The sequence below is a fragment of the Kitasatospora sp. NPDC032150 genome, from assembly GCF_055579945.1.
The window spans coordinates 100127-125995 of sequence record NZ_JBVIMH010000024.1 but is presented as its reverse complement, the minus strand read 5'-3'; the positions used below and the strand labels follow the sequence as shown (position 1 = coordinate 125995).

Here is a 25869-nt window from a genome sequence, read left to right as displayed (position 1 = left end):
TGCCGACTCAACAGACCGGGACCTGTCCCGGCGCAGCGCGAAGAAGCAGGAACCCACCGAGACGGTCAGACGACCGTGGTAGGAATCCCCCGGCTTTAGCCGGGGGAGCGGAAGTCAACGGAAGGTGTACCCGGGCCCGGACTGCTCGCGGATGGCCCGGCGCAGCAACTCGGCGAGATGGATCGCCCGGCGGCCGTCCGCGAGTTGGGCGATCTGGGTGCGACAGCTGAAACCGTCGGCGAGCAGGACGGTGTCGGGGGCGGCAGCCCGGACGGCCGGTAGCAGGACGCGCTCGGCGGCCGCGACGGAGACCTCGTAGTGGCCGCGTTCGAAGCCGAAGTTGCCGGCCAGGCCGCAGCAGCCGGAGTCGGGGACCTGGTTGGCCAGGCCGATCCGGGCCTCGATCCGGCGGTCGGCGGCCGCCCCGAGGACCGCGTGCTGATGACAGTGCACCTGGGTCAGTCCCCGCAACTGCGGCCGCAGGACGGGCAGTTCGACACCGCTCTGGTCGATGAACTCGGCGAAGGTGCGGACCCGGCCGGGGACGTCGCCGGCCGCCGGGCCGATCAGTCTGGGCAGTTCCTCGCGGAGTGCGGCCGTGCAGCTGGGTTCGAGGCCGATCACGGGCAGGCCCGGCGGCAGGACGCGCAGGCTGCGCCGCATGACCCGGCGGGCGACGCCGAGCTGGCCGGTGGAGACCCAGGTGAGCCCGCAGCAGACCGGGCCCTGTGGGAGGCGGACCGCGAAGCCCAGGTGTTCGAGGACCTCGACGGCGGCCTTGGCGGGTTCGGGGTCCAGCAGGTTGCTGAAGGTGTCCGGCCAGAGCAGCACCGGTGCGGCGCCGCGCCGGGCGCGGCGCACCCGGTGGCGGAACCAGTGCTCGAAGGTTTCGCCCGGCAGGTCGGGCAGCCGGCGCCGGGAGTCGATGCCGCCGAGGCGCTTGAGTACGGCCGAGGCGTGCGGCGAGCCGAGCAGGCGGCCCGCGAGGTCCGGGGCGAGCGCGGCGGCGCGCAGGGTGAGCGGCAGCCAGCCCATCGAGTAGTGCGAGGCGGGTCGTGCCCGGCGGCGGTAGTGCTGGTACAGGAACTCGCTCTTGTAGGTCGCCATGTCGACATGGACCGGGCAGTCGGCGGCGCAGCCCTTGCAGCTCAGGCAGAGGTCGAGCGCCTCCCGGACCTCCTCCGAGCGCCAGCCGTCCGTCACCGCGCCGTCCGACCCGGGCACGGCGCCGCGCAGCATCTCGGCGAGCAGCCGCGCCCGGCCTCGGGTGGAGTGCCGCTCCTCCTCGGTGACCATGTAACTCGGGCACATCACACCGCTCTTGGTGTCCACGCACCTGGCCACCCCGACGCAGCGGTGCACCGCCTTCAGCAGACTGCCGCCGTCCTGCGGGTAGGGGAGGGCGAGCGGCAGGTCACGGCCGGTGAAGCGCAGATCGGCGTCGAGCGGGCGCGGGTCGACCAGGACGCCGGGGTTCAGCAGGTTCGCCGGGTCCCAGATCCGCTTGAACCGCCCGAACAGGTCGATGACTTCGGCCGGATACATCCTGGGCAGCAGCTCCGAGCGGGCCTGCCCGTCACCGTGCTCACCGGAGAGCGAACCGCCGTACGCCACCACCAGATCGGCCGCCTGCACCATGAACTCCCGGAACTCCGGCAGCCGCCCGGGCCCGGTGAGCGGGAAGTCCAGCCGCATGTGGATGCAGCCCTCGCCGAAGTGCCCGTACGGGACGCCGCGCAGCCCGTGGCGCCCCAGCAGCGCGCGCAGATCGCGCAGGTACCCGCCGAGCCGCTCCACCGGCACCGCCGAGTCCTCCCACCCCGGCCAGGCCTCCTTGCCCCCGGGTAGCCTGGTCACGATCCCGGCCCCCGCCTCCCGGACGGCCCACAGCTGGCGCTGCTCGCCGGGATCGAGCACCACACTGACGGCCGCGGCCCGCTCGCGACGCACCACCTGGGCCAACTCCCTTGCGGCGCCCAGGGCTTCGGGCTCGCTGACACCGCCGACCTCCAGGAACAGCCAGCACTCGCCGGCCGGCAGCCGGTCCAGCGCGGGCGGGCGGGCACCGGCGGCCAGCAGCGCGGCGATCAGGTCGGCGGCCATTCCCTCGACGGTGAGCGGGCGCAGCGGCAGCAGGGCGGGCACGGCATCGGCGGCCGCCGTCTCGTCCGGGTACCCGGCGATGACCAGTGCCCGGGCGGCGGGCGCCTCGACCAGCCGCGCGGTGGCCCCGAGCAGCAGTGCCAGGCTGCCCTCGCTGCCGGTGAAGGCACGGGCGAGGTCGTAACCGCGCTCGGGCAGCAGCGCGTCCAGGGCGTAGCCGGAGGTGCGCCGGGGGAGATCCGGCATGTCCCGGCGCAGCGTGCCGAGGTTGGCGGCGGCGAGGTCCTGGAGGGCCCGGTGCAGTTCGCCCTCTCGGTCCGGACGTTCGCGCAGCCGGGCCCGCTCGGCGGGGGAGAGCGGCCCGGTGACGGTGAGTTCGGTGCCGTCCGCGAGCAGCAGGTCGAGCGAGTGAACGTTGTCCGAGGTACGTCCCCAGGCCACCGAGTGGGCGCCGCAGGAGTCGTTGCCGATCATGCCACCCAGCGTGCAGCGGCTGTGCGTGGACGGATCGGGCCCGAACCGCAGCCCGTACGGGCGGGCCGCCACCTGCAGATCGTCCAGCACGGCGCCGGGCTCGACCCGGGCGGTCCGGGTGTCCGGATCCACGGCGAGCACCCGGTTGACATGCCGCCGGAAGTCCAGCACCACCGCCCCCGGCCCGATCGCCTGCCCACCGACACTGGTACCCGCCCCACGCGGCACCAGCGGCACCCCGAACTCCCGGCAGAGCGCGAGCGTCGCCCGGACGTCATCGGCATCGGCCGGCTTGACCACTCCGAGCGGCAGGTGGCGGTAGTTGGACGCGTCGTGGCTGTAGACCGTGCGCTCGGCCGCGCCGAAGCGCACCTCGCCGCGGACGGCCCTGCAGAGCTCTTCCCGCAGCGCCCGGGCGAGACTGTCGGAAGCAGGAGTGATCGCCATAGTGGGATCATCGCAGCGGCCGCCCGGAAGGGGAGGGGGCGCGCCACGGCGAGCGGCTGACTTGTCGTAACCCGGCAGCCTCGCGCCACGCCGCCGCGCGTTCCCGCGCGATCGATGCTTGGAAATCGACGCTTGGGAACGGAGCGCCGCCGACCAGGGCCGACACCGGGAGCTGGTCGGCGGCCTCGTACGGGCATGGTTATGGGTGGAAGCTGATCTCAGGGCTGTTCGGGGTCGGCCCGTCGAGGATCGGCTGGTCGATCCCCTTCAGCTGCAGGTCGAAGAAGGCCGCCACGTACTCCCGGGTGAGCTGCACCCCGCGCTCGGCACCGATCGTGGTACCGGGAGGCTCGGGGAGGCCGAGCTTCTCGAAGAACAGCGGGTTGTCGGCTCCAATCCGGCGATCCATACCGGGCAGAGTACCGGGGGCCGTCAGGTGGATCACGGTTGTGACCAGGTGGCAGAATCCGCGGCATGAACGAGCAGCACACCGAGGCCGTGCCGTGGCGTCCCTACGAGGTGGAAGTGCTTCGCTCCGCGGATGTGAGTCCCGAGGTGGCGCGGGCGCTGGTGGATCCGGGGCTTCCGGTCAACTGCACCGGCATGTTCGTGCGTGACGCCGCGCTGGAGCTCCGTGTTCGTGATCTGCCCTGCGGGCAGGCCGTCTGCCTCGGCGTCTTCGAGGACGGAGTCAACTCCTACTGGCTGCTGATCGACTCGGGCGAAGTGTGGATGGCCTACGGCTACGAAGGCGGTCCGCAACGGTTCGCCCTGGTCAACTCCTCGGTGGACGGGCTCCGACGGCTGCTCCGGCTGTGGGAGTCCTTCGTCCGGTCCGGCCGCAGTGAGGACGACGAAGACTACGAGGATTACGTCGCCGAGCTGTTGGACCAGGCCCGGCAGGAAGATCCGGCCGCGTTCGGTGATGAGGAAGCCTGGTGGTCGAGGGTATTCGAAGAGGTCGAGCTGGGCGTGCTGGGCCCCGAGTGACGGGGGCAAACCTCGTGCCCCGCCTTGCGCAGCGCACGGCAGGTGCCACGGGGAAGGGTCAGCCGCCCGCGCGGACCTCGGCCAGCAGTGCCGTCACCCCGTGGCGGGGACGGTAGCCGAGTACGGCGCCCGCCCGCGCCGACACGTACACCCGGTCGATCGACGTCGGAAGCGCCCATCCGTTCCGGCTGAACCCGGCCGCCGCCTCAGGGACTCGCCTGGTGATGAGTTCGGCCGGATCGTGCCGCAGCCGCCTTCGGTCCTCCGTCCGCCACGGATACGGGCCGGCGATGTTCAGTACCCCGGCCGCCTGCTGGGGGCCACGGACGGCGAGCAGGTGGGCCTCCGTCACGTCACGTACGTCCACACCCCGGTAGAGCCGGTGCCGGGCCCGGACCGCCGACGACCGGGCAGCCCGCGGCCCGGAGGCGGCGCACGATCGCCGAACCGACGAATCCGGCGCTACCCGTCACCACGACATGCCTCGGCTGCTCTGTCACGGACACTCTCCCCCGGCTCGACTGGATGGCTTGACCCACCGCCCTGAGCCTAGGACCCTCCGGCGGGCCTGGGTGCCCGTTCAGTCCACGACGGTGGCGGCCGCACCGGTCTTCGAGGCCGGTGTGACCGGTTCAGCGACCGGTGCCCAAGAACCAGACGCCGACGGTCACGAAGGGGATGACGACGGCGAAGAACCGGACTTGCACCGGCTTCGGGACGAAGTGCTTCGGTACTCTCTGCCCGGTCTCCTTCTCGTACTCGGCCGCCTTCCGGATCCAGCGGCGGCAGGAGAGCGAGGCGAGTGAAATGCCCAGGCAGAAGAACACGTAGCAGGGCAGTGCCCAGGCCTGGTTGTGGCCCTCGAGCTCCGCACGGACCATCAGAGCGCCGGCGAGGCCCAGAGGCAGGAGACAGATTCCGATGCGCCGGCTCCCGACCGCCGTGGTCGGCAGCAGGACCCAGTAGAAGGCGATCGTCGCCATGAGGGACAGGGTCCACCAGGCTGAGACGGGTATGTGAGGTGCTGAAGGCATGGTCGTCCCACCGATTCCACAGCCCGGTTGTCGGGCCGTCACGCACAACCTACTCCGATCTCGAACCCGCTCCGGCAAGCCCCCTGGCACCGGCCACGCCGCACCGGCCGCGCCCCGACGACACCGCCGCCCGGCCCGGAAGTCCGTCCGGGCGGGGGTGTCGCGGACTGGTCCGTCGCATCCGCTCCGGGGACTCGATGCCGAGGAGGTCGAGGCCGAGGGCCAGGGCGCGGGCGGTGAGGTCGCAGAGGGCGAGACGGCTTTCGCGGACGGTGCCTTCCGAGCGGAGGACCGGGCAGTTCTCGAAGAAGCCGGTGAAGGCGCTGGCCAGACCGAAGAGGTAGGCGGCCAGGCGGTGGAACTCCAGGCTCCTGCCCACTTCGGCGATCACGCCGCCGAAACCGAGGAGTTCCAACGCCAGGGTGCGTTCGGCCGGTTCGGTGATGACCAGCCGGTCGACTTTTCGGCCGGGAAGGCCGAGGTCGGGTGGTCCGGCCGCCCGATGCCCCCGGACGGGGCGGCCGGACCGGAGGTCATGAGCGGGCGACGGCGTTGCGGGCGATCTGGGAGAGCTTGGCCACCTCGAAGGCGGCGTAGGCGCCACTGGCCAGCAGCGAGAACTTGATGCCCTCGCGGCCGTCCGGGCGGTGGTAGTTCTCGGGCAGGTACGAGCGGTAGTACTCGTTGGCGCGGTGGAAGAACTGCGGGCGCTCGGCGCGCGGGACGCAGCCGCCGAGGTCGAAGACGAACAGGAAGTTGCGGATCATCCGGGTGAACAGGAACGGCCGGGCCGCGGCCAACTCCTGGTGCTCGTCGAGGAGTTCGAAGCTGCGGCGGTACTGGTCGAAGATGTCGAAGTGACTGCTGCCGGGAGAACCGGTCGGGTGCAGGGTGTGCCGGCGGCGGATCCGTACGCAGTCCTGCTCCAGCACCGCGACCCGGCTCGCGGCGAGCAGCGACTGATGGACCACCGGGATCTCGTCGTAGTGGCCGTCGGGGAAGCTCGGCAGTCCGGCCTCCCGGCGCAGCAGGCGGTCCCAGATCAGCGGCGGCGCGCCGAAGACCTGGGGACGGTCCTGCGGCACGAAGACCTCGGACCCGAGCGAGGCCAGGGTCTTCGCCGCACCGCCCGGCCAGACCCGCTCCCGGTACTCGCGCGAGTGCCCGAACAGCAGGACGTCCACCTCGCCGGTCTCGTCCAGCCGGTCGGCCAGCGCCTGCATTGCCTCGGGTTGCACCACGTGGTCGCTGTCCAGGAAGAGCAGGTACTCGCCCTTGGCGTGCGCCGCCCCCGCGTTGCGGCTGCGCCCGACGCCGACGGCGGCGTCAAGGCGCAGCACGCTCACCCGGGGATCGCGCATCTCGTACGCCTCGCTGAGGCGCTCGGGGGCGTCCGGGGACTTGTCCACGACCAGTACGACCTCGAAGTCGCGGAAGGACTGGGACAGGAGCGAGTCCAGGCAGTCCTTCAGCTGTTGGTGTTGGTCGTAGGCCGGGAGTACGACGGAGATCAGTGGGGAGGGCATGGGCGGGAGGCTAAAGGCGTGTACACGTCCGAGCAAGGGTCAAAATGGCCCTTAAGTCACCCAATACCGGTCAAAACACAGCTGGTGTGCGCGATATCTTCACCAGGCTGCCACCGGGTCCTGCGAACCTGAGAGGCAGTCAGCGACGTCCGCGCGCCCGCGCGCGGAGCGTCCCGTGCGTCCCGCAGGGCTCAGTACGCGTGGTGGACCTGCCAGAACGACCAGGCGTCGCAGGGGCTGCCGTAGACCTCGTTCATGTAGTTCAGGCCCCACTTGATCTGGGTCGCCGGGTTGGTGCGCCAGTCAGCGCCGGCCGAGGCCATCTTTCCGGCGGGCAGTGCCTGCACCAGGCCGTACGCACCCGAACTCGGGTTGGTGGCGGTGACGATCCAGCTGCTCTCGTGGGCCACGATGCTGTCGAAGCACTGGAGCTGGCTCGCCGGGACGATCTGCGCGGCGATCTGCTGCGGGGTCCCGGAGTAGGTCGTGTTCAGGCTGCCGCGCTGCTCGGAGCGGGACGCGGTGGCGGCCTTGGCCTGGGCGTCCGCCCGCGCCTGGGCCTCGGCCTGCGCGTCGGCCTGGGCCTTGGCGTCGGCGGCGGCCTTGGCCTGGGCGGCGGCCTTGGCCTGGGCATCGGCCTGCGCCTTCGCCTGGGCGTCGGCCTGGGTCTGGGCGTCGGCGGCGGCCTTGGCCTGGGCGTCGGCGGGCTGCTGGGTTCCGGCGGCTCCACTGGCGGCGGTGGCGTTCGGTGCGGGCGCCGAGGTGGGGGTGCTGTCCTGCGGCAGAGCCAGTGCGAGGGTGGCGGAGCCCGCGACGGCGAGGGTGGCGACGCCGGTGACGATGGCGTTGCGGCGGTTCTTGCTCAGCTGCGAGAGCTGCGGGAGCTTCGGGAGCTGCATGGAGGAACTGACCTCTTCCGTCGGTGGGGCCGTGCGTGGGCACACCGTGCGCGGACACACGGGTATCGCGAAGCGTGCTCGGGGAGAACAGCCCGCGTACCGTGCCGGACGGCCTCGCACCTGGCAGGGGAGCGAGCTGGCGGGCGGCGCGACGGATCGGCCTTCGGCACGGTCCGACGACATTGCGTTGCGACCGGGACATTCTTTGCAGAGGCTTTCGACCGTTTCAACGGCCGCTGCTACTACCGGCGATCGTAGAACGGCGGAGCACCCGGCGGACGCGCGGGGTGTCGGGCCCGGAAGCCGCGCGGCTGGAACCAGGATGTGGTGGCAGCCCGTAATCATGGCCCTGACCAGCGACGTTCTCGACGGTCGGGCGGCGAGCCGGCACCCCGGCAGGTGGGGCGGCCCGGCCGTCGCCGGCCCGGCCACTATCGAGGGCAGTAGTCGGAGGTGCGGGTGTGGGCGGCCTCACAGTGAGCACACGGCAGTGCTTGCGCAGTGTGATCGACCGATCGCGGGTCGAAGGGCCCGTTCGGCTGCCGATCGCGCGTGGAGCGCGCGGCGAACAGGGGCGGTGGCCGAGACCCGAACAGGTCCGGGAAAGCCGCGTCCACGGAGGAGTGTGCGCACCAGAATTGCCGAGGTGGCGCGGTCGGCCGCTGCTTCGATTTCGAGCTGTTCGGCGCTTCGACATCCTCGCCGCGATTCGCGATCACTCGCGGGCGCTGATCTCACGTCAGCCCGAATTACATTCAGCTCGTGGGTAATTGTGCGCTCCGGAGCGCAACTTGAACATCGGTCAATCCAGTTGACGGCAGCAGGGGCGTCGGCGGTTTTCGATACCCGGCCGGTGCGCGGCACGACCGGCCTCGGCCGGCCCGGGCGTCCGTGCAGCCGGCGAGTGGCACGGGGGAGCGGGAGCGGCACTGGGCCGTACCGCCGCTGCTCAGCCTCTGCGTGCTGGTCGGCGGACGGGCGTAGGGCCGCCGTGTCGGACGGCCGGCTCACCTCCAATGCGCCACCCTGCGTAGCGACGCGGTCCCGCGCGTCGGGGGCCGTGAGCCGGGCGTGGGAGTCGCGTACGCCGGCGGGAGTGGACAGGCGCAGGCTGGAAGGGGAGAACGAGCGGATCGGAGGTCGGGCCGTGTACTTCACCGATCGACGGGACGCCGGCCGGCAGCTGGCCGCCCGGCTGACGCAGCTGCGCGGCCAGGACGTGGTGGTGGTCGGCCTGCCGCGCGGCGGCGTGCCGGTGGCGGCCGAGGTCGCCGAGGCGCTGCGCGTACCGCTGGACATCTGTGTGATCAGGAAGCTGGGTGCGCCGTTCCAGCCCGAGCTCGGGCTGGGCGCGATCGGCGAGGGCGGCGTACGGGTGCTCAACCGGGAGGTGATGCGGCTCGCCGGGGTCACGGAGAAGCAGCTCGCGCCGGTCGAGGAGCGCGAGCGGGCCGAACTCGCCCGACGGGTGGCCCGCTATCGGGAGGACCGTCCCTCGATCCCGCTCTCGGGGCGGACCGTGGTGGTGGTCGACGACGGCGTGGCCACCGGCTCCACCGCGCGTGCCGCCTGCCAGATCGTCCGGCGCCTGGGTGCCGCGCGGGTGGTGCTCGCGGTGCCGGTGGCGCCGGCGGACTGGGTGGCCCGGCTGGGTGAGGACGCCGACGAGCTGGTGTGCGTCCGCACTCCGGTGGCCTTCTACGCGATAGGGCAGTTCTACGAGGACTTCGAGCAGACCTCGGACCGGGAGGTCGCGGACTGCCTGGACCGCGCGGCCCGGTGGGAGGCGGTGTCCGCGGGAGGTAAGGACGAGGCAGGAGGCGAGGACGAGGGCGGGAAGGCGCACCACGGTCGCTCCGGACGGGGTCCGGCTGGCCATTTCGGAGGTCCGGAGAGCGAGGCCGACGATCCTCCGGCCACCCGTCACGGCCACTTCAGGCTGGGAACGCACCAGAGCTCACACGGGCACTCGAACGGTGGCGGTGACCCGGGCGGAAGCGACGACCCGCCTGCCACGACTGGCTCCACCGGGCCCCGGGAGGTCGAGCTTCCGCTGGGCGGTGGCCGGTCAGGCGGCACTCTGACGCTTCCGGCCGACTCCGGGGCGGGCGTGGTGCTGTTCGCGCACGGCAGCGGCAGCAGCCGGCACAGCCCGCGCAACCGCTTCGTCGCCGAACGCCTCCAGCGTGTCGGACTGGCGACCCTGCTCTTCGACCTGCTCACCGAGAGTGAGGCCGCCGACCGAGCCAAGGTCTTCGACATCCCGTTGCTGGCCGAGCGCCTGACCGAGGCCACCCGCTGGCTGCGGGCGCAGCCCGCGGCAGAGGGGCGGCCGATCGGGTACTTCGGGGCGAGCACGGGCGCGGCCGCCGCGCTGGTCGCCGCCGCCGAGTCCGGGACGTCGGTCGGTGCCGTGGTCTCCCGGGGCGGCCGCCCCGATCTGGCCGGCGGGCGGCTGCCCGAGGTGACGGCTCCCACGCTGCTCATCGTCGGCGGTGACGACCAGCTGGTACTGGAGCTGAACCGCGAGGCGCAGCTCCAGCTGCGCTGCGAGAACCGGCTTACCGTGGTACCCGGCGCCACCCATCTCTTCGAGGAACCGGGCACTCTGGCCGCCGCCGCCGACCTGGCCGCGGAGTGGTTCGCGGAGCACTTGCCGGCCGCGGCGGGTCCGGCGGACGCCGAGGGCTGACGGCTGCCGAGCGCTGACGGTCGCCGATCGGCGGGCCCGTCCGCCGGGGCCCGAACAACCACCATCCGCCGGAAGCCGTAGAACCACTGACCGGACGGAGTCGTACGCACGGTAACCTCACGGCGCCGTACGAGCACCGTCCCCGGATCCCGTACGGCCGGCGGCCGCGAAACGATCACGACGGGCGTTCGAGCGCCGGGCGATCGTTCAGACCGTTAGGCTGTGCCCCGCTGATGGTGAAGTCCTCTGGAGGCGGGTCGATTTGTCGGATCGTCAGAGTGAGCAGCAGGGCCAGCAGGACCTGATCGCGGTCGGGCGCGGATTCGACAACTGGGAGGCGCCGGAGATCGACACCACCGAGGCCCACTCGGCGCGGATCTACGACTTCTGGCTCGGCGGCACGACCCACTTCGCGCCGGACCGCGCGATGGGCGAGGCGATCGAGAAGGCCATTCCCAACATCAAGGCCATGGCGAAGGCCAACCGCGCCTTCCTCGGCCGGGCCGTGCGCTACCTGGTGCGCGAGGCCGGGATCAGGCAGTTCCTGGACATCGGCACCGGTATCCCGACCGGCGGCAACACCCACGAGGTGGCGCAGGTCGAGGCGCCCGGCAGCCGGGTGGTGTACGTGGACAACGACCCGATCGTGCTCGCCCACGCCCGCGCCCTGATGGTCAGCGGCGACCAGGGCGAGACCGCCTACATCCACGCAGACCTGCGCCACCCGGAGGCGCTGCTCGCCCACCCCGCACTGACCGGGACCCTGGACCTCACCGAGCCGGTCGGCCTGATGCTGGTCGCCATCCTGATGCTGCTGCACGACGAGGACGACCCGAAGGGCAAGGTCGCCGCACTACTGGACGCGCTGCCCTCCGGCAGCCACGTGGTGATCACCCACCCGACCGGCGACTTCGACCCCGAGGTCGTGAAGGCCGTCGCGGGCATGGCCGAGGAAGGCCATGTGACGCTGGTCCCGCGCACCCGGGCAGAGATCGAGGAGTTCTTCGCCGGCTGGGAGCTGGTGGAGCCGGGCATGGCCCCGGTGCTGGCCTGGCGCCCGGACGGCGAGCCGCCCGCCGACCCGCAGGCCGCGTACTACTGGGCGGGTGTGGCCCGCAAGCCGTGACCCGCTGACCGGCGGGCCGTCGGTGTGCTGGACTGGTCCCGTGACCGAGTCGCCGACGCCGGTGGTCTCGCTGCGCTTCGCCCCCGAGCTGTGGCTGTTCCTGCGCAGCGGCAACCGCTGCGACCCGGTCCGGGTGGCGCACGACGGTACCGCCTCGCTCGGGCACCTGGTGGAGTCGCTCGGGGTCCCGCTGACCGAGGTCGGTTCGCTGGAGGCGGCGGGCCGGCCGGTGCCTCCGGGGTACCGGCCGAGCGGTGGCGAGGTGATCCGGGTGGCGGCGGTCGGCAGACCGCAACCGGTGCCGGGTGGGCCGGCCGGCTTCCTGCTGGACGTCCATCTCGGCGCGCTCGCCCGGCGCCTGCGCCTGCTCGGGGTGGACACCGCCTACCGCAACGACCTGGACGACGACGAGCTGGTCCGCCGGGCGAACGCGGAACGGCGGATTCTGCTCACCCAGGACCGGGGACTGCTTCGCCGCCGGGCGCTCTGGTTCGGCGGCTACGTCCGGGGCGCCGGGGTGGAGGCCCAGCTGGTGGACGTCCTGGACCGGTTCGCGCCGCGGGCCGCGCCGTGGACCCGCTGCACCGCCTGCAACGGGCTGCTGGAACCGGCGGCCAAGGCCGAGGTGGCGGCGGCGCTGCGTCCGGGTACCAGGCGGACGTACGACAGCTTCGCCCGCTGCCGGGACTGCGGCCACGTCTACTGGCACGGTGCTCATCACCGGCGACTCGAGTCGATCGTGGCCGCCGCACTCGGCGGCGGGCGAAGCCGTGGGGGGTGAGGGGATCAGGCCTGGGCCGGCGCCTCCACGGCGGCGGCCTTGCGGCGGCGGCCGACCACGAACGAGGCGGCGAGCACCACGGCGGCGGCGACCAGCGAGAGGATCATCTGGGTGAGGCCGTCGGGGTCGGTGCACATGTAGACCATGACGAAGGTGATCATCCCGATGGTGGCCCAGGTCAGGTACGGGAAGAGCCACATCCGCACGGTCAGCTTCTCGGGCTCCTCGCGCTCCAGGATCCGGCGCATCCGCAGCTGGGAGACGGCGATCGCCAGCCAGACGAAGAGCGCCACCGCACCGGAGGAGTTCAGCAGGAACTGGAAGACGGTGGCCGGCCACATGTAGTTGAAGAACACCGCGAGGAAGCCGAAGACGGTCGAGACCAGGATCGCGGTGCGCGGCACGCCGCGGTCGGTGACCTTGGCGAAGGCACGCGGGGCGTCACCGCGCTGGCTGAGCGAGAAGGCCATCCGCGAGGCGGTGTACACGCCCGAGTTGAGGCAGGAGAGCACGGCGGTCAGGACGATGACGTCCATCGCCCGGCCGGCGCCCGGGATGCCGACGTGGTCGAGGACGGCGACGTAGGGGCTGCCCTTGACGGCGGCGGAGTTCCACGGGAGCAGGGTCACCACGATGGCGATCGAGCCCAGGTAGAAGACGCCGATGCGCCAGATCACGCTGTTGGTGGCCTTGCGGACGGCGGTCTTCGGGTCGGCGGTCTCGCCCGCGGCGAGGGTGACGATCTCGCTGCCCATGAAGGCGAAGACGACGGTGAGCATGCCGGTGAAGACGGCGCCGATGCCGTGGGGCAGGAAGCCTCCGTCACCGGTCAGGTTGGTCATGCCCGGGGAGTGCGTCCCCGGCAGCACGCCCAGGATCGCCAGGGCGCCGATCACGATGAAGGCCATGATCGCGACCACCTTGATGCCCGCGAACCAGAACTCGAACTCGCCGTAGGAGGAGACCGAGAAGAGGTTGGTCGCGGTGAGCACGGTCATCACTATCAGTGCGAACGCCCATTGGGGCACCCCCGGCATCCAGCCGTTGAGGATCTTGGCACCCGCGGTGGCCTCCACGGCCAGCACCACGACCCAGAAGAACCAGTACAGCCAGCCGATCGAGAACCCGGCCCACCGGCCGAGCGCCCGGTCCGCGTAGGCGGAGAACGAGCCGCTCTGCGGGTCAGCGGCGGACATCTCGCCGAGCATCCGCATGACCATCACGACCAGGGCGCCGGCCAGCGTGTACGAGAGGAGGATGCCGGGGCCGGTGGACGCGATACCGGCGCCTGAGCCGACGAAGAGCCCGGCGCCGATCACACCGCCGATCGCGATCATCGAGAGGTGCCGGTTCTTCAGGCCTGCCTGAAGGTGACCGTGGCCTCCGCCGTGGCCGCCCGGGGTCGCCGGGCCCTGGCCTGGTTCGCCTGTCTGCTGAGGCACCTTGGTGGTTTCCATGCTCATCAGGTGTGACTGCCTTCCCAACGCGCGGGCTCTCGGTCTGCGATGACGGAGGGGGGACAGGTTCCACGCGTTGGGTCGAAACGTAGCTACTAAAACGGACCAAAGGAAGCTTTACGCACAAATTGTTGCCCTGGTAACTACAGAAGCTTTACGTAATTGAGCGTGACAAGAGGTTACCGACGGGTTATGGGTGCCCCGTGCGTCTGTGGCGTACGTGAAGGCCGCTCGGGTGGCGTGCAGAAGACGCAGTCGCCGCACAGGCCGCCGTTCGGCACGCGGTAGTACAGGCAGCAGGTAGAGCGGCGGAACGAGGCCCGGTGCAGGGTGCCGGTGCCGGCCAGTGGGCCGTGGCCGAGCAGCTCACCCGCGAGTGTCCAGGCGGTACGGCCCGCGTCCGGGCGCTGTGCGGCGAGCTGACGTACCGCGCCGACCAGGGCCGATGCGGCATTGCCCCACAGCAGGCGTTCCGAGACGGGGGTCGGGGTCGCCGCGCGGACGGCGGCGGCGAGCGGGGTGAGGGCCCCGGCGACGATGCCGTCCCGGAGGGCGCCGGCGAGGTCCGCCGTGCGGACGGGGGCGGGTAGGCGGAGTTCGAGCATGCCGTGCGGCGGGTGGTGCCAGTAAGTACGGTCGGGGTCCAGGTCCGGCACCGCGCCGGTGAGCACCGCCGCACCGAGAGTGACTGACCAGAGCCGGGCGGCGAGGCCGAGCTGGGTGATCGAGGCGGCGACCCGGGGCTCCGCGGTGCCCAGCCGTGCGGCGACGGTCGCGATCCGCTCGGCCAGAAAGCCCTCCGGGCCGCCGTCGTACAATTCGCCGAGCGGCCTGAAACCGGTTGGCAGGCCGGGCCCGACTGCGGCCTCGACCGCGAAGTACGGCCCTACGGCGGTGACTTCGCGGAACACCTCGGTGGCGGAAGGCTCTTCGGGCACGTTCGACACCTTACCGTGCGCGCTCGGGTGATCCCGTGGACGGAGGCGGTTCGGAGCGCCGCGGGCTGGGGCGACCTCCGAGCGCTCGCCGGGCCTCTGCGGGGTCCGACCGCCGCGGACGGGGCTTCTTGAGCCTTCAGACCGACGGCAATGGGGCCCGCGGCGTCGCTCCACGCTCCCTGTTGCCGTCGGCCTCAGCCAGCAGTCCGATGGTTCCGGCCGGGTTTGAACCGGCCGAACGGACGCCAGGATTCGGAGATGACGGAATCTTCGCTGCCTGCGGTCCGGGTCTCCGACGAGGTGCGGGAGGCCCTTGAGCGCCGCGCGCCCGTGGTCGCGCTGGAGTCCACGATCATCGCCCACGGTCTGCCCAGGCCCCGTAACCTGCACGTCGCAATCGAGCTGGAGCAGTCCGTCCGGGCGGCCGGTGCGGTGCCCGCGACCGTCGCGGTGCTGGACGGGGTGCCGCGGATCGGGCTGGCGAAGGACGGCCTGGAACGGGTCGCCAGCGACCGGTCGCTGCGCAAACTGGGCTTCCGCGACCTCGCCCCGGCGCTCGCGTGCGGAGCGAGCGGGGCCACCACGGTCTCGGCGACGGCGTTCCTGGCCGCCCGCGCGGGGATCCGGGTCTTCGCCACCGGCGGGCTCGGCGGTGTGCACCGCCGGTGGACCGTCACCCAGGACGAGTCCGCCGACCTCGCCCTGCTGGCCCGCACCCGGATCACCGTGGTCTGCGCCGGCGTGAAGTCCGTGCTGGACGTACCCGCCACCCTGGAACGGCTGGAGACGCTCGGGATCTCGGTACTCGGCTACCGCACGGCCGAGTTCCCCGGCTTCTACCTGACCAGTTCGGGTCGGCCGGTGGACTGGACGGTGAGCGAGCCCGCCGAGGTGGCGGCCGTGATGTCGGCCCAGGACGCGCTGGGCGGGCTCGACTCGGCGGTGATCGTGGCCAATCCGGTGCCGGCCGCGGAGCAGCTCGACCCGGTCCTGCACGACCGGGTCCTGGCAGAGGGGCTGGCTGCGGCCGACCGGGCGGGGATCAGTGGCCAGGCCATCACACCGTTCCTGCTCTCCCATCTGGTCGAGCACACCGGCGGCGCCTCGCTGGCGGCCAACGTCGCGGCGGTGCGCGGCAACGTCCGGCTCGGCGCGGAGATCGCCGTCCACTGGGCCGGGCAGGGGGTCGGACGATGAGCGGGCAGGCCTTGGGCGGTGCCCTGCTGGTGATCGGGGACGTGGTCACCGACATCGTCGCGCTGCATGCGAACGCACTCGCCCCGGACACCGACACCGCCGCCCGGATCGCCTTCCGGCCGGGTGGCTCCGGCGCCAACGCGGCAGCCTGGGCGGCCAGTTCGGGTGCCGAGGTGCGGCTGCTGGCCCGGGTCGGCGCCAACTCGGCCGACTGGCACCGGGACGAGCTGCGCGCCGCCGGGGTGGGCGCGCACCTGGTGGTGGACCGCGAGGCCGCGACGGCGGTGGTGATCTCACTGGTGGACGCCGCCGCCGAACGCACCCTGGTCACCGACAGCGGTGCCGCCGTCCGGCTCGGCCGCTGCGACTGGGATGCCGCGCTGCTGGACGGTGCCGCCCGCGTCCATCTCTCCGGCTATCTCTACTTCACCGAACGCGGGCGGCAGTTGGCGGCCACCGTCCGTGCAGCCGCCCGTGAGGCGGGCATACCGGTGAGTGTCGACCCGGCGTCCACAGGGTTCATCGAACGGCTCGGCCTGTTCCTCTTCCTGGCCGCCGTCGACGGTGTCGGACTGATCCTGCCCAACCTCGCGGAGGCCCGGCTGCTCGCCGGGACGCCGGACCAGGTGGCCGCCGCCGAGCGGCTCAGCGCCCACCACGGCGAGGCGGTGGTGACGCTCGGCGCCGCCGGCGCGCTGGTCGCACGCAAGGGCACCGTGTTGGCCCGGGTGCCCGGCGTCGCCGCCCGAGCGGTGGACAGCACCGGCGCGGGCGACGCCTTCACCGGTGGCTTCCTCGCCGCCCGCCTCGCGGGCGCCGACCTGGTCGAGGCCACGGAGGCGGGCTGCCGCACCGGCGCCGCCGCCGTCGAGCTCCTCGGCGGCCGCCCGCCGCTGCCCTGCTGACCGGGTGTCCAGCGCAGCGTTCGGCCCGCCACTGCCCGGCTGGCCGGCCGGTCGAGGCGGTGCGCAGGCGCGTGGGCGTACCCGGGGGAGCGAGGCGGTGACCGTACGGGCGTCGGGCCAAGTGCCGGACCCCATCGGCGGGTTGCCTGTCGGGCGGCGGGAGGGTCGTGGGTGCGGCTGTGCCGGGCGGCCGGTCAGTCGACCGGGTGGGCGTCGGCGAGGCTGTTCCAGAACATCTGCTCGTACGCCTGGAGTTGGCGTCCGTAGCGACGGCCGCCGTCGATCCGCTCGGTGTCCAGGCCGGCCGCGGCGAGGACCTCGACGGTGAGTTCCTCCAGCTCGGGCGCGGGCTCGGCGAAGAAGTCGAAGAACGCGCAGGCCTCGTCCGGGAAGTCGTAGTGGCCGCGCAGTGCCTGCGCGACGGTGGCGCAGTAGCCGCTCCAGGCGGCGAAGTTGGCGGCGAGCGCGAGTACGGTGCCGGCCGGCTCGCCGTTGAGGGCGAGCCAGGCGAGGAAGGCGGGATAGGCCTGGCAGCCGGGGAGCGGCTCGCGGGCGGCCGTGCCGTTGGGCGTCAGGCCGCAGCGCCTGGAGAACGGGCCGAGCGCCCGCAGCGCCTGGCTCTCACCTGCGGCGACCTCGGCGAACCAGCTACCCAGCGGGCCGTCGGCGCAGCGTGCGGCCAGCACCAGCAGGCTGCGGCGGTCACTCGTGATGATCCGGTGCTGCTGCGCGGCGAGTTCGGCCAGGACGGCGACCGGGGCCCGTCCTTCGGCGATCAGCGGGAGCAGCCGGTTCTGCCGCTCGTCCGGCGCGAGCTCCCGGCGGACGGATTGCAAGACTTCGCGTGCCTTCGCGCTGGTGCCCATCGGTTGCTCTCCTCGGCGGTGACGCGGCGGTGACGGTAGGTCAGGTCGCCACGGACCAGGGTAGGCAGAGACGGACGCGTAGTCCGGCAGGCGGCGCCCGGTGAGAGCGCGCCCGTACCGCCCGCGCGCCGTCCACCGCGTACTCCTGCGCGGCGACCGGGGTCAGCGCGGCGACCGGTGCGGCGCCGCTGATCGTCCGGTCGGTGAACCGGGTGTACTCGACAAGCCGGGCCACCCGCGCGCGCTCGGCCGCCGGGAGGCCGGCCGGCCGCGCCGGTCCGCTCGCCCGGCCGCCCGGCCGTGCGGCTCACCACGGGAAACGGCTCGGCGCCGGGTGGGCGACCAGGTCGGGCATCGGCAGGTCCCGGCCATCGAGCTCCAGGACGCAGGCCGTCTCGCGCGCGCCCCGTTTCGGGCGTTCCAGCCGGACGGTGAACGGCCGGGCGGGGAAACCGGGCAGTTCACCGGAGAGCAACCGGGGAAGCCGGCCGGTGCCGCGCTCGCGCAGGAATCCGACCTCCTTGCCGTCCACGAGCAGTTCGGTCTCGGTGAGCCGCCCGGAGCGGACGTTCACGGTCACCGAGTGCCCGTACTCGTCCCGGTGGTAACTGTGACGGCGACGCATGGCGTACTCCTAGCAGGCCTCGGCACCCCCTCGTCCAGTCTAGGAGCGGTGTCGCCGACGGGCCGTGCCACGGCCGGGTGGTCCGGCTCATCCCGGGGGCCGCCGGCCGAGGGCGCCGGGCGGGGCTCGCGCAGGGCGGCGGCTTCGGCCAGTGCCTCCCGGGACAGCGGGCGGGCGCCGGTCTCCCGCTGGCAGGGCGGGATGTCGGGGTGGGAGGTACGGCCCGTGCGGGCGGGGCGCTCCAGCACGATGGCCCTTCCGCTGCCGGTCAGGGTCAGCCCCGCTCCCTGGGGCGCGAGCGGGTGGCGGGCGATGACCGCTCCGCCCCCGGTGGTGATCGACAGGAACGGTTCGTCAAGGCGGCGGCAGACCTGCACCACGGCGCCCGACAGGTCGGCGGGGACGGGATACCAGTTGCCCCGGAAGGAGACCCGTCCCTGAGAAGTGACGGTTCTGCGGGTGCGGAGCCGAGCGGGGAAGGGGGTGTCCGGCAGATCCAGCAGTTCCCGGGCATCGGGTGGCGCGCCCGCCTCGTCGACCGGTCTGCGGCGGGGATCCATCCGGCGGGCCAGCCGGTCGAGACCGTCCTGCGCGTCCCAGAGGCCGGTCGCGTCCGGTACTCCGCGCCACCAGCGCCGGACGGCCTGGTGATGGGGGCTCCCCGTCCCGTCCGCCCGGTCCGCCCGGTCCGCCCGGTCGGCCCGGCCGGGCGGTGGGAACTCGACCGTGACGCCGTAGTATCTGGCCACCTCCGCGAACGCCTGCGTCGGGCGGCCGGTGGTCGGGCAGCACACGGTCGGCGTCCGGTCGAACCGCCAGCGTCCCGCGGTGCCGCCCAGACGTCTCATCACCTGGTCCATGGCCTCGACCAGTTCGGGGAGGTCCGTGCTCTCCGCCAGCACCCCGCGCCAGCGGCCCTGGCGGGTCAGCGAGCCCGTCAGCAGCAACGCGTGGCCTCCGCAGTCCCAGCCCGCGGGCGGGTCGGGCAGCCTGAGCCACTCGAAGCGGATTTCCTCGTCCGCAGGCGGGGAGGAGCCGTCGCCCTGCTGCCGGTCGCGGCGGCAGAGCCCGCACGGCGGCCGGACCTCGCGCTTTCGCAGCGCGCGGGTGAAGGTGGAGTAGCCGCCCGGGTAGCCGAGCGCGACCACCTCGCCGAACAGGACGGCCGCCGGCAGGTGCGGATCGTCCGTCAGGCGCTGCCGGGAGTACGGCAGGAACCGGGAGAACTCGTCCTGGACAGGGCTGCGGACCCCCGCGATCCGGTCCCCGTCGAGGTAGGCCCTCACCGTCTTGCGGTCGCGCCCCAAGTGTCTGGCGATCGCCGAGATGGACCACCCCTGACGACGCAGGTCCTGTGCATCCGAGTATTCCTCCCTGGTGAGCATCGGCTCCCCTCACGCCCCAGACACAGTTCACGTGCGGGTGCGCAAATGGTCACGAACCCCACGCGGCGGCAAATGCTACACGATGCCGGAAAGATCAAATAAGGGAAAGCGGTAGTCCGTCCATGGTGCACCTCTGGGGAATTTCAGCGAGCAGCGCCACTGTGGCGCGGCTTGCGCCACCCCCCGCGCCACTGGGGAAAATTGCAGAGCATAGCGAGAAAATAGTATGGATCGGACGGGGGTCGAGCGGGGGCCGGATGGGTGGTTTCCTTGATCCGGCAGGGCGGCCGATCGGCTCGGAGGGGTGGTTCCCGCACTCCGGTCAGGTGCCGGGCCTGCCGACCCCGTGTCCTGGGAGCTCTAGTGGAGTGCCGAATTCCGCCGGCCTCGCCGCTTCGGGTAATTTCGCCGAGCATCGGGAATGCTGAATATGGAAGGACGCCCGTCTGTCGCACATGCGCGGCGGGTCGACGTTCGTTGACGGGGGCATGAGTTCAATGCGCCGGCCAATGGCCGTACCACTCCCGCAACACGATCCGGTGACCAGTCTCGGAAAGTGGCTCTTCGTCCCCGACCGGAGGAATTTCGCGGGCGACGTACGGACCGGCTACCTGTCGTGCAACGGCGAGCGGGTCGTCCTGCAGCACTGCTCCCGCCTGCTGGCCGACTTCGTCCGGACGATCCGCCGGATCGAGGAGGACTTCGCCGCACGCTGCGGCGCCGACACCGGCATGGCCCGCCGTCATGTATGACCCGATGGGCGAGTTCTTCCCGTCCTACGGGGCCACCGTGTACTGCGGCCCGGAGGGCCACCCGGTGGCTGACGCGTACGAGCAGGGCGGCTGGTACGGCGGGGTCGCCGCCGGTGGTGCGGGGGCTCCGTACCCGACCGTCGAGGCGATGGGCAGCTGGGACCCCGAGGGCCTGTTCGTCCCCCATCCCCGGGTCCCCGCCGACGAGTTCGGGACGGTCGTCGCCGAGTCCGCCGTCGCACCGGTGCCGCGGCACCGCCGTCGGGACCACCCGCCCGCGGCGACCTGGTCGCAGATCCTGAGCTCGCTGTTCGGGGTGCTCACCGCCGTGACGGTCACCGCCATGTGCCTGCTGGGTTGGGCGCTCTCCTACCACCCGTTGCAGGACCTGGCGGAGTCCCGGGTGCCGCACGGGCTGTCCCAGCTGTGGCCGCTCATCGTCTACGGCCCGTGGATCGTGGGCTGCCTGTCGGTCCTGCGCGCCGCCCTGGACGGGCGCCGGCCGGTGCACTCCTGGGTCGTGGTGGTGGTGTTCTCCACCGTGGCGACCGGGCTGTGCGTCGCCGACGTCTCGCCGACGCTGCCCGACGTGATCGTCGCGGGACTGCCCCCGATCACCGCGTTGGTCTCCCTGCACCAGCTGGTTCGCCAGCTCACCTCGGGCAAGGGCGCGCACCGGCCCACCTACCGCCGGCTCGCGCACAAGCCGACCCGCTGAGGGCTGCCGGGGCAGCAGCCCGGCGGCGTCGTTGCCCGGGCCGCCGTACCCGCCGCACCCGCCGTACCCGCCGTACCCGCCGGACCTGCCGTGTCGCCCATCGGCCGCGCCGCCGCCGGTCCGGGAGTGCGGAGCCCGGACCGGCGGTGGGCGCGTGTCCTCGCTGATCGGGTCAGGCGTTCGGCTTGGTGAGCAGCAGTTCGGTGTTGTGGTCGACCGGGTCGCCGAGCTTCGCGGTGGGGTGCCCGTAGGGGTCGTTGAACGAGAGCTCGCGGTAGAGGGCGGCGAGGCCCGCGTCCGAGGTGTCGTTGAAGTCGGTCGCGTACGGGGCGGCGGACTCGATCAGCGTGGTGAAGAGCGAGATGGTGCCGTCGCGGTTGTCGGCGATCTCTATGATGCGGGCGTGCTGGGGGAAGTCGACGTGCGAGGCGGTGTTGATCTCCCAGAAGGCGCGCTCGGGGACCGCGTGGCCGTGCGGCGTGATCCGGTTCTCGTGGGTGTGGCCGTTCACCCAGGCGACCACGTTCGGGTAGCGCTGGAGCAGCGCGACCAGCTCGTTGCCGTCGTGGCGCTTCTCGAAGATGTTGCGCGGGTCCAGGACCAGGTTGCCCATGCTGGTGCTGGTGTGGTGGCTGAAGATGACGATCAGGTCGTTGCCATGGCCGCCGCGCACGGTGTGCCCGTCGGCGTCGTACCAGTGGCCGCTGTGCGCCTGCAGGGTCTGCTCCAGCCAGCGCAGTTGGGCGGTGCCGATCGAACCGTCCGCGAAACCGGCCTGGTTGGTGGTGTCCAGGCTGATGCCCAGCACGCCGTCGGCGATGCGGAAGGTGTAGTAGAGCTTGCCGCTGGCGACCGCGTCCGCCGTGAAGCCGTGGCCGTGCGGGCCGGGGCCGGTGACGGCGGGGTCCAGGTGGGCCTTGGCGAACTCCTTGAGGTTGAACGGCCGGCGGCGCTCGTCCGGGGTGATCTCACGGACGAAGTTGCCGTCGGCGAACAGGCGGCCGAGCAGCACGGCCGCACCGGCCGGGTCGCGCCGCAGCGCCTCCATGATCTTCGCCGCGTCCGCGTCGTCGCAGCCCTCGAGCTTGTGCTTGCCGGTGTACAGCGCGTCGAGCAGGCCGAGGTCGGGCAGGGTGCCTTCGAGGCTGTCGTCGTGGTTGCCGACCGTGCTGTACCACGGGACGTTGAGCCCCGGCGCGTCGAACGGACGCCCGGCGGCGCCGAGGAAGCCCGGGACCTGCGGGAAGCCCTTGGCCTTGTAGTCGTCGAGGAAGGAGATCTCGGGGTTCCAGTACGCGGAGCTGCCCGAGTTCTGCACGCCCTCGTAGCGCGTCGGGTCGCCGGAGTTGGGGGTGATCCGGCCGCCGCTCAGGACCTTCAGGTACCAGTCGAGCTCGATCTGCTCGTGGTTGTCGGTGTTGTCACCGGTGGTCATCACCAGGTCGAGCGGCTTGCCCGTGTACGGGCCGGCGGACAGCGAGTTGACCCGCTCGACCAGCGAGGAGGCACCGCGGACGGTCAGCGTCTCCTGCGGGCGGTAGGCGCTGCCGTTCCACCGGGCCAGGTACTCGAACCGGAACGGCGACTCGGTGTCCATCAGGTGCAGGTCGGTGAACTGGGCGAACCCGGCGAGTGCGGTGCGCCGGTCGTCGCGCCCGGCCTGGGGGCCGGCGAGCTCGCCGCGGACCACCAGCGGCCAGCCCGGGCCCGCGGCCAGGCGCTGGTAGCCGGAGCCCCCGGTGGGGGCGGCGGCCTGTTCGAGCGTCGTGCCCTCGACCCGGACGGCGCGGGCCGCCGTCGCCGCCAGCGCGCGGTCGCGCGCGGCCGCCGAGGCGAACGTCCCACCGGCCAGGGACAGTGCGGCCCCGGCGGCGGTGGCGGAGACCCCACCGACGAAGGCCCGTCTGGTCATTGCAGGCATCGAAACCCCTCCTGACGGCCCGGCAGTACCAGGAGGCACACCCGGGTCAACTCGAACGAATGGCCGATCAGGGTCGGCCCGGGCGGATATTACCGACAGGTAGCAGGCTGATGAAGTCCCGCGGCGAAACGTGGCAGAAACGTTCTGCGAAGACAGTGGGCAGGAGTTGTGATCGTCGGACGGCAAGTCAGGAGGCCGCTACAGCCGGGAGTCGGAGCGGATGACGGGAAGTCACTCAAGCCGATGGATGGCGGCCGCTGTGCCCGGCTATGGGGAGTCGGCGGGATGCTGCATCAGGATGAGCTCCTTCCGCTGTGCCCGGGTGCCCGCGCCGAAGCGGTGCCAGGGGCGCGTCCGCTCGGACTTCGAAGCGGCGGCGCTCCGGGTGCGCGGCGCGGTGGAGCGGCGCCTTTGGCTGCCTCGCGTCCGCCTCGACGGACTGCCCGGCGGGGCGAACGGCCTTATGCGCCGGGAGAGTTCAGCCCCTGTACCACGGCGGCGGCGCGGTCGGGGGTGACGCCTGCCGCGATCAGGGTGGCGGTGGCGGCCCTGGTCCCGTCGTCCTGCCACTCGCCGAGGTTGACGCTCTCCAGTAGCGAGAAGGTCAGGCCCTGAAGGGCGTTGGAGAGGACCGGTGCGGGCAGCTGGCGGTGGAAGGCCCCGCTCTCCTGACCCTGCGCCAGGACGGCGGTGCAGTACGCGGAGGCGGGGGCGAGTAGTTCGGCGACGCGCTCCTCGCCCAGGTCGCGGCGGGCGAGCGAGAGCAGCATCCGGTAGCGGTCGCCGATCGGCCAGAGCGCCAGCAGGAACCGGGCGAACGCCTCCTCGGGGCCCGGTGCGGGACCTCCGGCGGCGGCCAGCACCTCCCGCAGGGCTGTCGCCGCCTCCTCGGCGAGCGCGTCGAGCAGTGCGGCGCGGCCGGGGAAGTGGCCGTAGACGGTGCGGCGGACCACCCCTGCCGCGCGGGCGATCTCGTCCAGCGTGGCATCGGGCCGGGCGCCGAGTTCGCGCCGCGCGACTTCGAGGATGCGGGCCCGGTTGGAGCGGGCGTGGCTCCGCTGGGGAGTGCCGTCGACGGGATCCGGCATGCCAGGGACCTCTCAGGAAGCGCGGTGGGATGGGGCGGGGTCAGCCTATGCGATCGCGGGCCGGAGGTCGGAGCAGTATTTGCACACCAATGTGCAAGTAGCTAATCTGCACATGAGTGAGCAAGTAACTCGGATCGGGGCCTGCCACGGCAGGTGCCCGCCCCGACCCGTCCTCGGCCCCACCCGTGCTCGGCCCGTCCGGCGCCGCCCCTCTGCCAGTGCCCTTTCCGTCCGTGCCCTCGCCACCAGTGCTCGCGCTCTCCCGAAGGAGCGACCCATGCCCGTCCTCGCCACCACACCCGTCGACCGGATGAACGGCCTCTATCCACGCCGCTGGTGGGCCCTGCTGGTGCTCTGCCTCAGCCTGCTGATCGTGGTGATGGCCAACACCTCACTGATCGTCGCCGCCCCCGACATGACCCGTGACCTGGGCCTGGACAGCAGTCAGCTGCAGTGGGTGATCGACGGCTACACGGTCCCGTACGCCGCGCTGATGCTGCTGCTCGGCGCGGTCGGCGACCGGTACGGCCGACGGGGCGGGCTGCTGGCCGGTCTGGCCGTGTTTGCCGGGGGCGCGGTGCTGGGTGCCGCGGCGCACAGCGCGGGCGCGGTGATCGCCGCCCGCGCGGTCATGGGCGTCGGCGCTGCCACCATCATGCCCGCCACCCTTTCGCTGCTGGTCGCGACCTTCCCGCGGGCCGAGCGGGCCCGTGCGATCACGGCCTGGACCGCCACCTCGGGACTCGCGGTCGCGGTCGGCCCGCTGGTGGCCGGCTGGTTGCTGGAGGACCACGCCTGGGGCGCCACCTTCCTGATCAACATCCCGATCGCGGCCGTCGCCCTGGTCGCCGCGCTCTTCCTGGTGCCGCCGTCCCGTGCCGAGCGGCAGGGCCGGCTCGACCTGGTCGGCGGACTGCTGTCGATCGCCACCGTCGGCTCGCTGGTCTACGCGATCATCGAAGGGCCGCACTTCGGCTGGGGCACCGGACCGGTCACCGCGGCCGTGGTGGCCGGGACCGGTCTGGTGGCATTCGTCCTCTGGGAGCTGCGGCACCCGCAGCCGCTGGTGAACGTGCGGATGTTCCGCCTCCGCTCGTTCAGCGGCTCGATGCTCGCCGTGCTGATGTTCTTCCTCGGCACTTTCGGCGCCCTCTACTACGCCACCCAGCACCTGCAGTTCGTGCTCGGCTACGCCCCGCTCGCCACCGGGGTGCGGCTGCTGCCGCTGGCCGGCGCGGTCTTCGCCGGCGCCGCGCTGACCGGTGTGGCCACGCCCCGGCTCGGGATGAAGCCGATGGTGGTGGCGGGCATGGCGATCGGCACGGCCGGCGTGCTGCTGCTCACCCGGGTCGACGCCGGTTCGACCTACACCGACTTCCTGGCCCCGTTCCTGCTGCTCGGCTTCGCCATCGGCCTCAGCGTCGCTCCCTGCACCGACACCATCATGGGCCTGTTCCCGGAGAGTGAACTCGGTGTCGGCGGCGGCCTCAACGACACCGCCCTCGAACTCGGCGGCTCGCTCGGCATCGCCGTGCTCGGCTCGGTCCTCGCCACGTCCTACCGCCACAACCTCACTGCCGCGGCCGGCGACCACCTGCCGCCCGCCGCCCTGCACCTCGCCCAGGACTCGGTCGGCGGCGCCCTCGCAGTCGCCCAGCGGGTCGCCGCCGACCCGGCCGGCGGACCGCAGGCGGCCGCGCAACTGGTCGCCGCCGCCCACCGCTCCTTCGCGGATGCCGTCGCCCACACCAGCCTGATCGGCGGGATCGTGATGGCGGCCGGTGCGGTGCTGGTGCTGCTGATCCTGCCCGGGCGGGGCGCGGGCCGGCAGCCGGAGCCGGCGGTGGGAACCCTGACGGAGGGGCGGGCCGCGGCGAAGGCGCCGGCCGGGTCCGCCTGACCGTCCACGTCGTGCGGCGGGCGGCGTGTGCACGGGGACGCGCCG

Annotated in this window: 24 protein-coding genes; 9 read left to right on the top strand and 15 right to left on the bottom strand. The window is 72.5% G+C overall.

Annotated features, from left to right (window positions below):
• Positions 1-114: 114 nt before the first annotated feature.
• Both ACZ5ON_RS25665 and ACZ5ON_RS25660 read right to left on the bottom strand, forming a co-directional pair.
• Positions 115-3024 (bottom strand): FAD-binding and (Fe-S)-binding domain-containing protein, encoded by a 2910-nt coding sequence (locus ACZ5ON_RS25665; RefSeq protein ID WP_465597158.1) that lies wholly within the window; start codon positions 3022-3024, stop codon positions 115-117.
• 199 nt (positions 3025-3223) lie between these two features.
• The gene (locus tag ACZ5ON_RS25660) at positions 3224-3433 is read right to left on the bottom strand and encodes a hypothetical protein (protein ID WP_465597155.1); all 210 of its coding nucleotides are present in this window, start codon (positions 3431-3433) and stop codon (positions 3224-3226) included.
• Between the two features lie 65 nt (positions 3434-3498).
• Here ACZ5ON_RS25660 and ACZ5ON_RS25655 point away from each other — a divergent pair, with 65 nt between their 5' ends.
• The gene (locus tag ACZ5ON_RS25655; RefSeq protein WP_465597152.1) at positions 3499-4014 is read left to right on the top strand and encodes an SUKH-4 family immunity protein; all 516 of its coding nucleotides are present in this window, start codon (positions 3499-3501) and stop codon (positions 4012-4014) included.
• A gap of 58 nt (positions 4015-4072) precedes the next feature.
• Here the strand turns inward: ACZ5ON_RS25655 and ACZ5ON_RS25650 are convergent, their stop codons facing one another.
• The 5 genes from ACZ5ON_RS25650 to ACZ5ON_RS25630 all read right to left on the bottom strand — a co-directional run bounded on the left by ACZ5ON_RS25650 (position 4073) and on the right by ACZ5ON_RS25630 (position 7473).
• Positions 4073-4366, bottom strand: a complete 294-nt coding sequence (locus ACZ5ON_RS25650) for a hypothetical protein (RefSeq protein ID WP_465597149.1) — start codon at positions 4364-4366, stop codon at positions 4073-4075.
• 280 nt (positions 4367-4646) lie between these two features.
• Positions 4647-4997 carry a hypothetical protein gene (locus tag ACZ5ON_RS25645; protein ID WP_465597146.1) on the bottom strand — a complete coding sequence of 117 codons (351 nt, stop codon included), beginning with the start codon at positions 4995-4997 and terminating at the stop codon, positions 4647-4649.
• 100 nt (positions 4998-5097) lie between these two features.
• Positions 5098-5652 carry a DALR anticodon-binding domain-containing protein gene (locus ACZ5ON_RS25640; RefSeq protein ID WP_465597143.1) on the bottom strand — a complete coding sequence of 185 codons (555 nt, stop codon included), beginning with the start codon at positions 5650-5652 and terminating at the stop codon, positions 5098-5100.
• A complete protein-coding gene (locus ACZ5ON_RS25635) occupies positions 5582-6574 on the bottom strand; it encodes a glycosyltransferase family 2 protein (protein WP_465597140.1) in 993 nt (330 codons plus the stop codon). Before ACZ5ON_RS25635 ends, ACZ5ON_RS25640 begins: the two co-directional genes overlap by 71 nt.
• 191 nt (positions 6575-6765) lie before the next feature.
• On the bottom strand, positions 6766-7473 hold the full coding sequence (locus ACZ5ON_RS25630) for an aggregation-promoting factor C-terminal-like domain-containing protein (protein ID WP_465597138.1): 708 nt from the start codon (positions 7471-7473) through the stop codon (positions 6766-6768).
• A gap of 1096 nt (positions 7474-8569) precedes the next feature.
• Here ACZ5ON_RS25630 and ACZ5ON_RS25625 point away from each other — a divergent pair.
• From ACZ5ON_RS25625 to ACZ5ON_RS25615, 3 genes are all read left to right on the top strand, one after another.
• Positions 8570-10165: a phosphoribosyltransferase family protein gene (locus ACZ5ON_RS25625; protein ID WP_465597135.1), complete on the top strand. Its 1596-nt coding sequence runs from the start codon at positions 8570-8572 to the stop codon at positions 10163-10165.
• Between the two features lie 262 nt (positions 10166-10427).
• Positions 10428-11291, top strand: a complete 864-nt coding sequence (locus ACZ5ON_RS25620) for an SAM-dependent methyltransferase (protein WP_465597132.1) — start codon at positions 10428-10430, stop codon at positions 11289-11291.
• A gap of 40 nt (positions 11292-11331) precedes the next feature.
• Positions 11332-12072 carry a Mut7-C RNAse domain-containing protein gene (locus tag ACZ5ON_RS25615; protein WP_465597129.1) on the top strand — a complete coding sequence of 247 codons (741 nt, stop codon included), beginning with the start codon at positions 11332-11334 and terminating at the stop codon, positions 12070-12072.
• Positions 12073-12077: 5 nt separating this feature from the next.
• Here ACZ5ON_RS25615 and ACZ5ON_RS25610 read toward each other — a convergent pair whose 3' ends face one another.
• Together ACZ5ON_RS25610 and ACZ5ON_RS25605 are read right to left on the bottom strand one after the other, a co-directional pair.
• On the bottom strand, positions 12078-13529 hold the full coding sequence (locus ACZ5ON_RS25610; RefSeq protein ID WP_465597164.1) for an amino acid permease: 1452 nt from the start codon (positions 13527-13529) through the stop codon (positions 12078-12080).
• Between the two features lie 179 nt (positions 13530-13708).
• On the bottom strand, positions 13709-14467 hold the full coding sequence (locus ACZ5ON_RS25605; protein WP_465597126.1) for a (2Fe-2S)-binding protein: 759 nt from the start codon (positions 14465-14467) through the stop codon (positions 13709-13711).
• Positions 14468-14725: 258 nt separating this feature from the next.
• On the opposite strand from ACZ5ON_RS25605, the gene ACZ5ON_RS25600 reads away from it, so the two are divergent.
• Both ACZ5ON_RS25600 and ACZ5ON_RS25595 read left to right on the top strand, forming a co-directional pair.
• Positions 14726-15664 (top strand): pseudouridine-5'-phosphate glycosidase, encoded by a 939-nt coding sequence (locus ACZ5ON_RS25600; protein WP_465597123.1) that lies wholly within the window; start codon positions 14726-14728, stop codon positions 15662-15664.
• On the top strand, positions 15661-16569 hold the full coding sequence (locus ACZ5ON_RS25595) for a carbohydrate kinase family protein (RefSeq protein ID WP_465597120.1): 909 nt from the start codon (positions 15661-15663) through the stop codon (positions 16567-16569). Before ACZ5ON_RS25600 ends, ACZ5ON_RS25595 begins: the two co-directional genes overlap by 4 nt.
• A gap of 194 nt (positions 16570-16763) precedes the next feature.
• Here ACZ5ON_RS25595 and ACZ5ON_RS25590 read toward each other — a convergent pair whose 3' ends face one another.
• The 4 genes from ACZ5ON_RS25590 to ACZ5ON_RS25575 form a co-directional block, all read right to left on the bottom strand.
• Positions 16764-17435 (bottom strand): thiaminase II/PqqC family protein, encoded by a 672-nt coding sequence (locus ACZ5ON_RS25590; RefSeq protein ID WP_465597117.1) that lies wholly within the window; start codon positions 17433-17435, stop codon positions 16764-16766.
• A gap of 40 nt (positions 17436-17475) precedes the next feature.
• Positions 17476-17670: a hypothetical protein gene (locus tag ACZ5ON_RS25585; RefSeq protein ID WP_465597114.1), complete on the bottom strand. Its 195-nt coding sequence runs from the start codon at positions 17668-17670 to the stop codon at positions 17476-17478.
• Between the two features lie 72 nt (positions 17671-17742).
• The gene (locus ACZ5ON_RS25580; protein ID WP_465597111.1) at positions 17743-18060 is read right to left on the bottom strand and encodes a hypothetical protein; all 318 of its coding nucleotides are present in this window, start codon (positions 18058-18060) and stop codon (positions 17743-17745) included.
• Positions 18012-19445, bottom strand: coding sequence for a Mu transposase domain-containing protein (locus ACZ5ON_RS25575; protein ID WP_465597108.1), 1434 nt, complete (start codon positions 19443-19445; stop codon positions 18012-18014). Before ACZ5ON_RS25575 ends, ACZ5ON_RS25580 begins: the two co-directional genes overlap by 49 nt.
• A gap of 539 nt (positions 19446-19984) precedes the next feature.
• Between ACZ5ON_RS25575 and ACZ5ON_RS25570 the strand changes: the two genes are divergently transcribed.
• Both ACZ5ON_RS25570 and ACZ5ON_RS25565 read left to right on the top strand, forming a co-directional pair.
• Positions 19985-20197 (top strand): hypothetical protein, encoded by a 213-nt coding sequence (locus ACZ5ON_RS25570; protein WP_344634573.1) that lies wholly within the window; start codon positions 19985-19987, stop codon positions 20195-20197.
• Complete coding sequence (locus tag ACZ5ON_RS25565) at positions 20190-20915, top strand: DUF2637 domain-containing protein (protein WP_465597105.1); 726 nt, start codon at positions 20190-20192, stop codon at positions 20913-20915. The genes ACZ5ON_RS25570 and ACZ5ON_RS25565 overlap by 8 nt, the downstream gene beginning before the upstream one ends.
• Before the next feature lie 172 nt (positions 20916-21087).
• Here ACZ5ON_RS25565 and ACZ5ON_RS25560 read toward each other — a convergent pair whose 3' ends face one another.
• Both ACZ5ON_RS25560 and ACZ5ON_RS25555 read right to left on the bottom strand, forming a co-directional pair.
• A complete protein-coding gene (locus tag ACZ5ON_RS25560; protein WP_465597102.1) occupies positions 21088-22836 on the bottom strand; it encodes a TIGR03767 family metallophosphoesterase in 1749 nt (582 codons plus the stop codon).
• 461 nt (positions 22837-23297) lie between these two features.
• Positions 23298-23924, bottom strand: coding sequence for a TetR/AcrR family transcriptional regulator (locus ACZ5ON_RS25555; protein WP_465597099.1), 627 nt, complete (start codon positions 23922-23924; stop codon positions 23298-23300).
• 277 nt (positions 23925-24201) lie between these two features.
• Here ACZ5ON_RS25555 and ACZ5ON_RS25550 point away from each other — a divergent pair, with 277 nt between their 5' ends.
• Positions 24202-25824: an MFS transporter gene (locus tag ACZ5ON_RS25550; RefSeq protein ID WP_465597096.1), complete on the top strand. Its 1623-nt coding sequence runs from the start codon at positions 24202-24204 to the stop codon at positions 25822-25824.
• Positions 25825-25869: the final 45 nt, after the last annotated feature.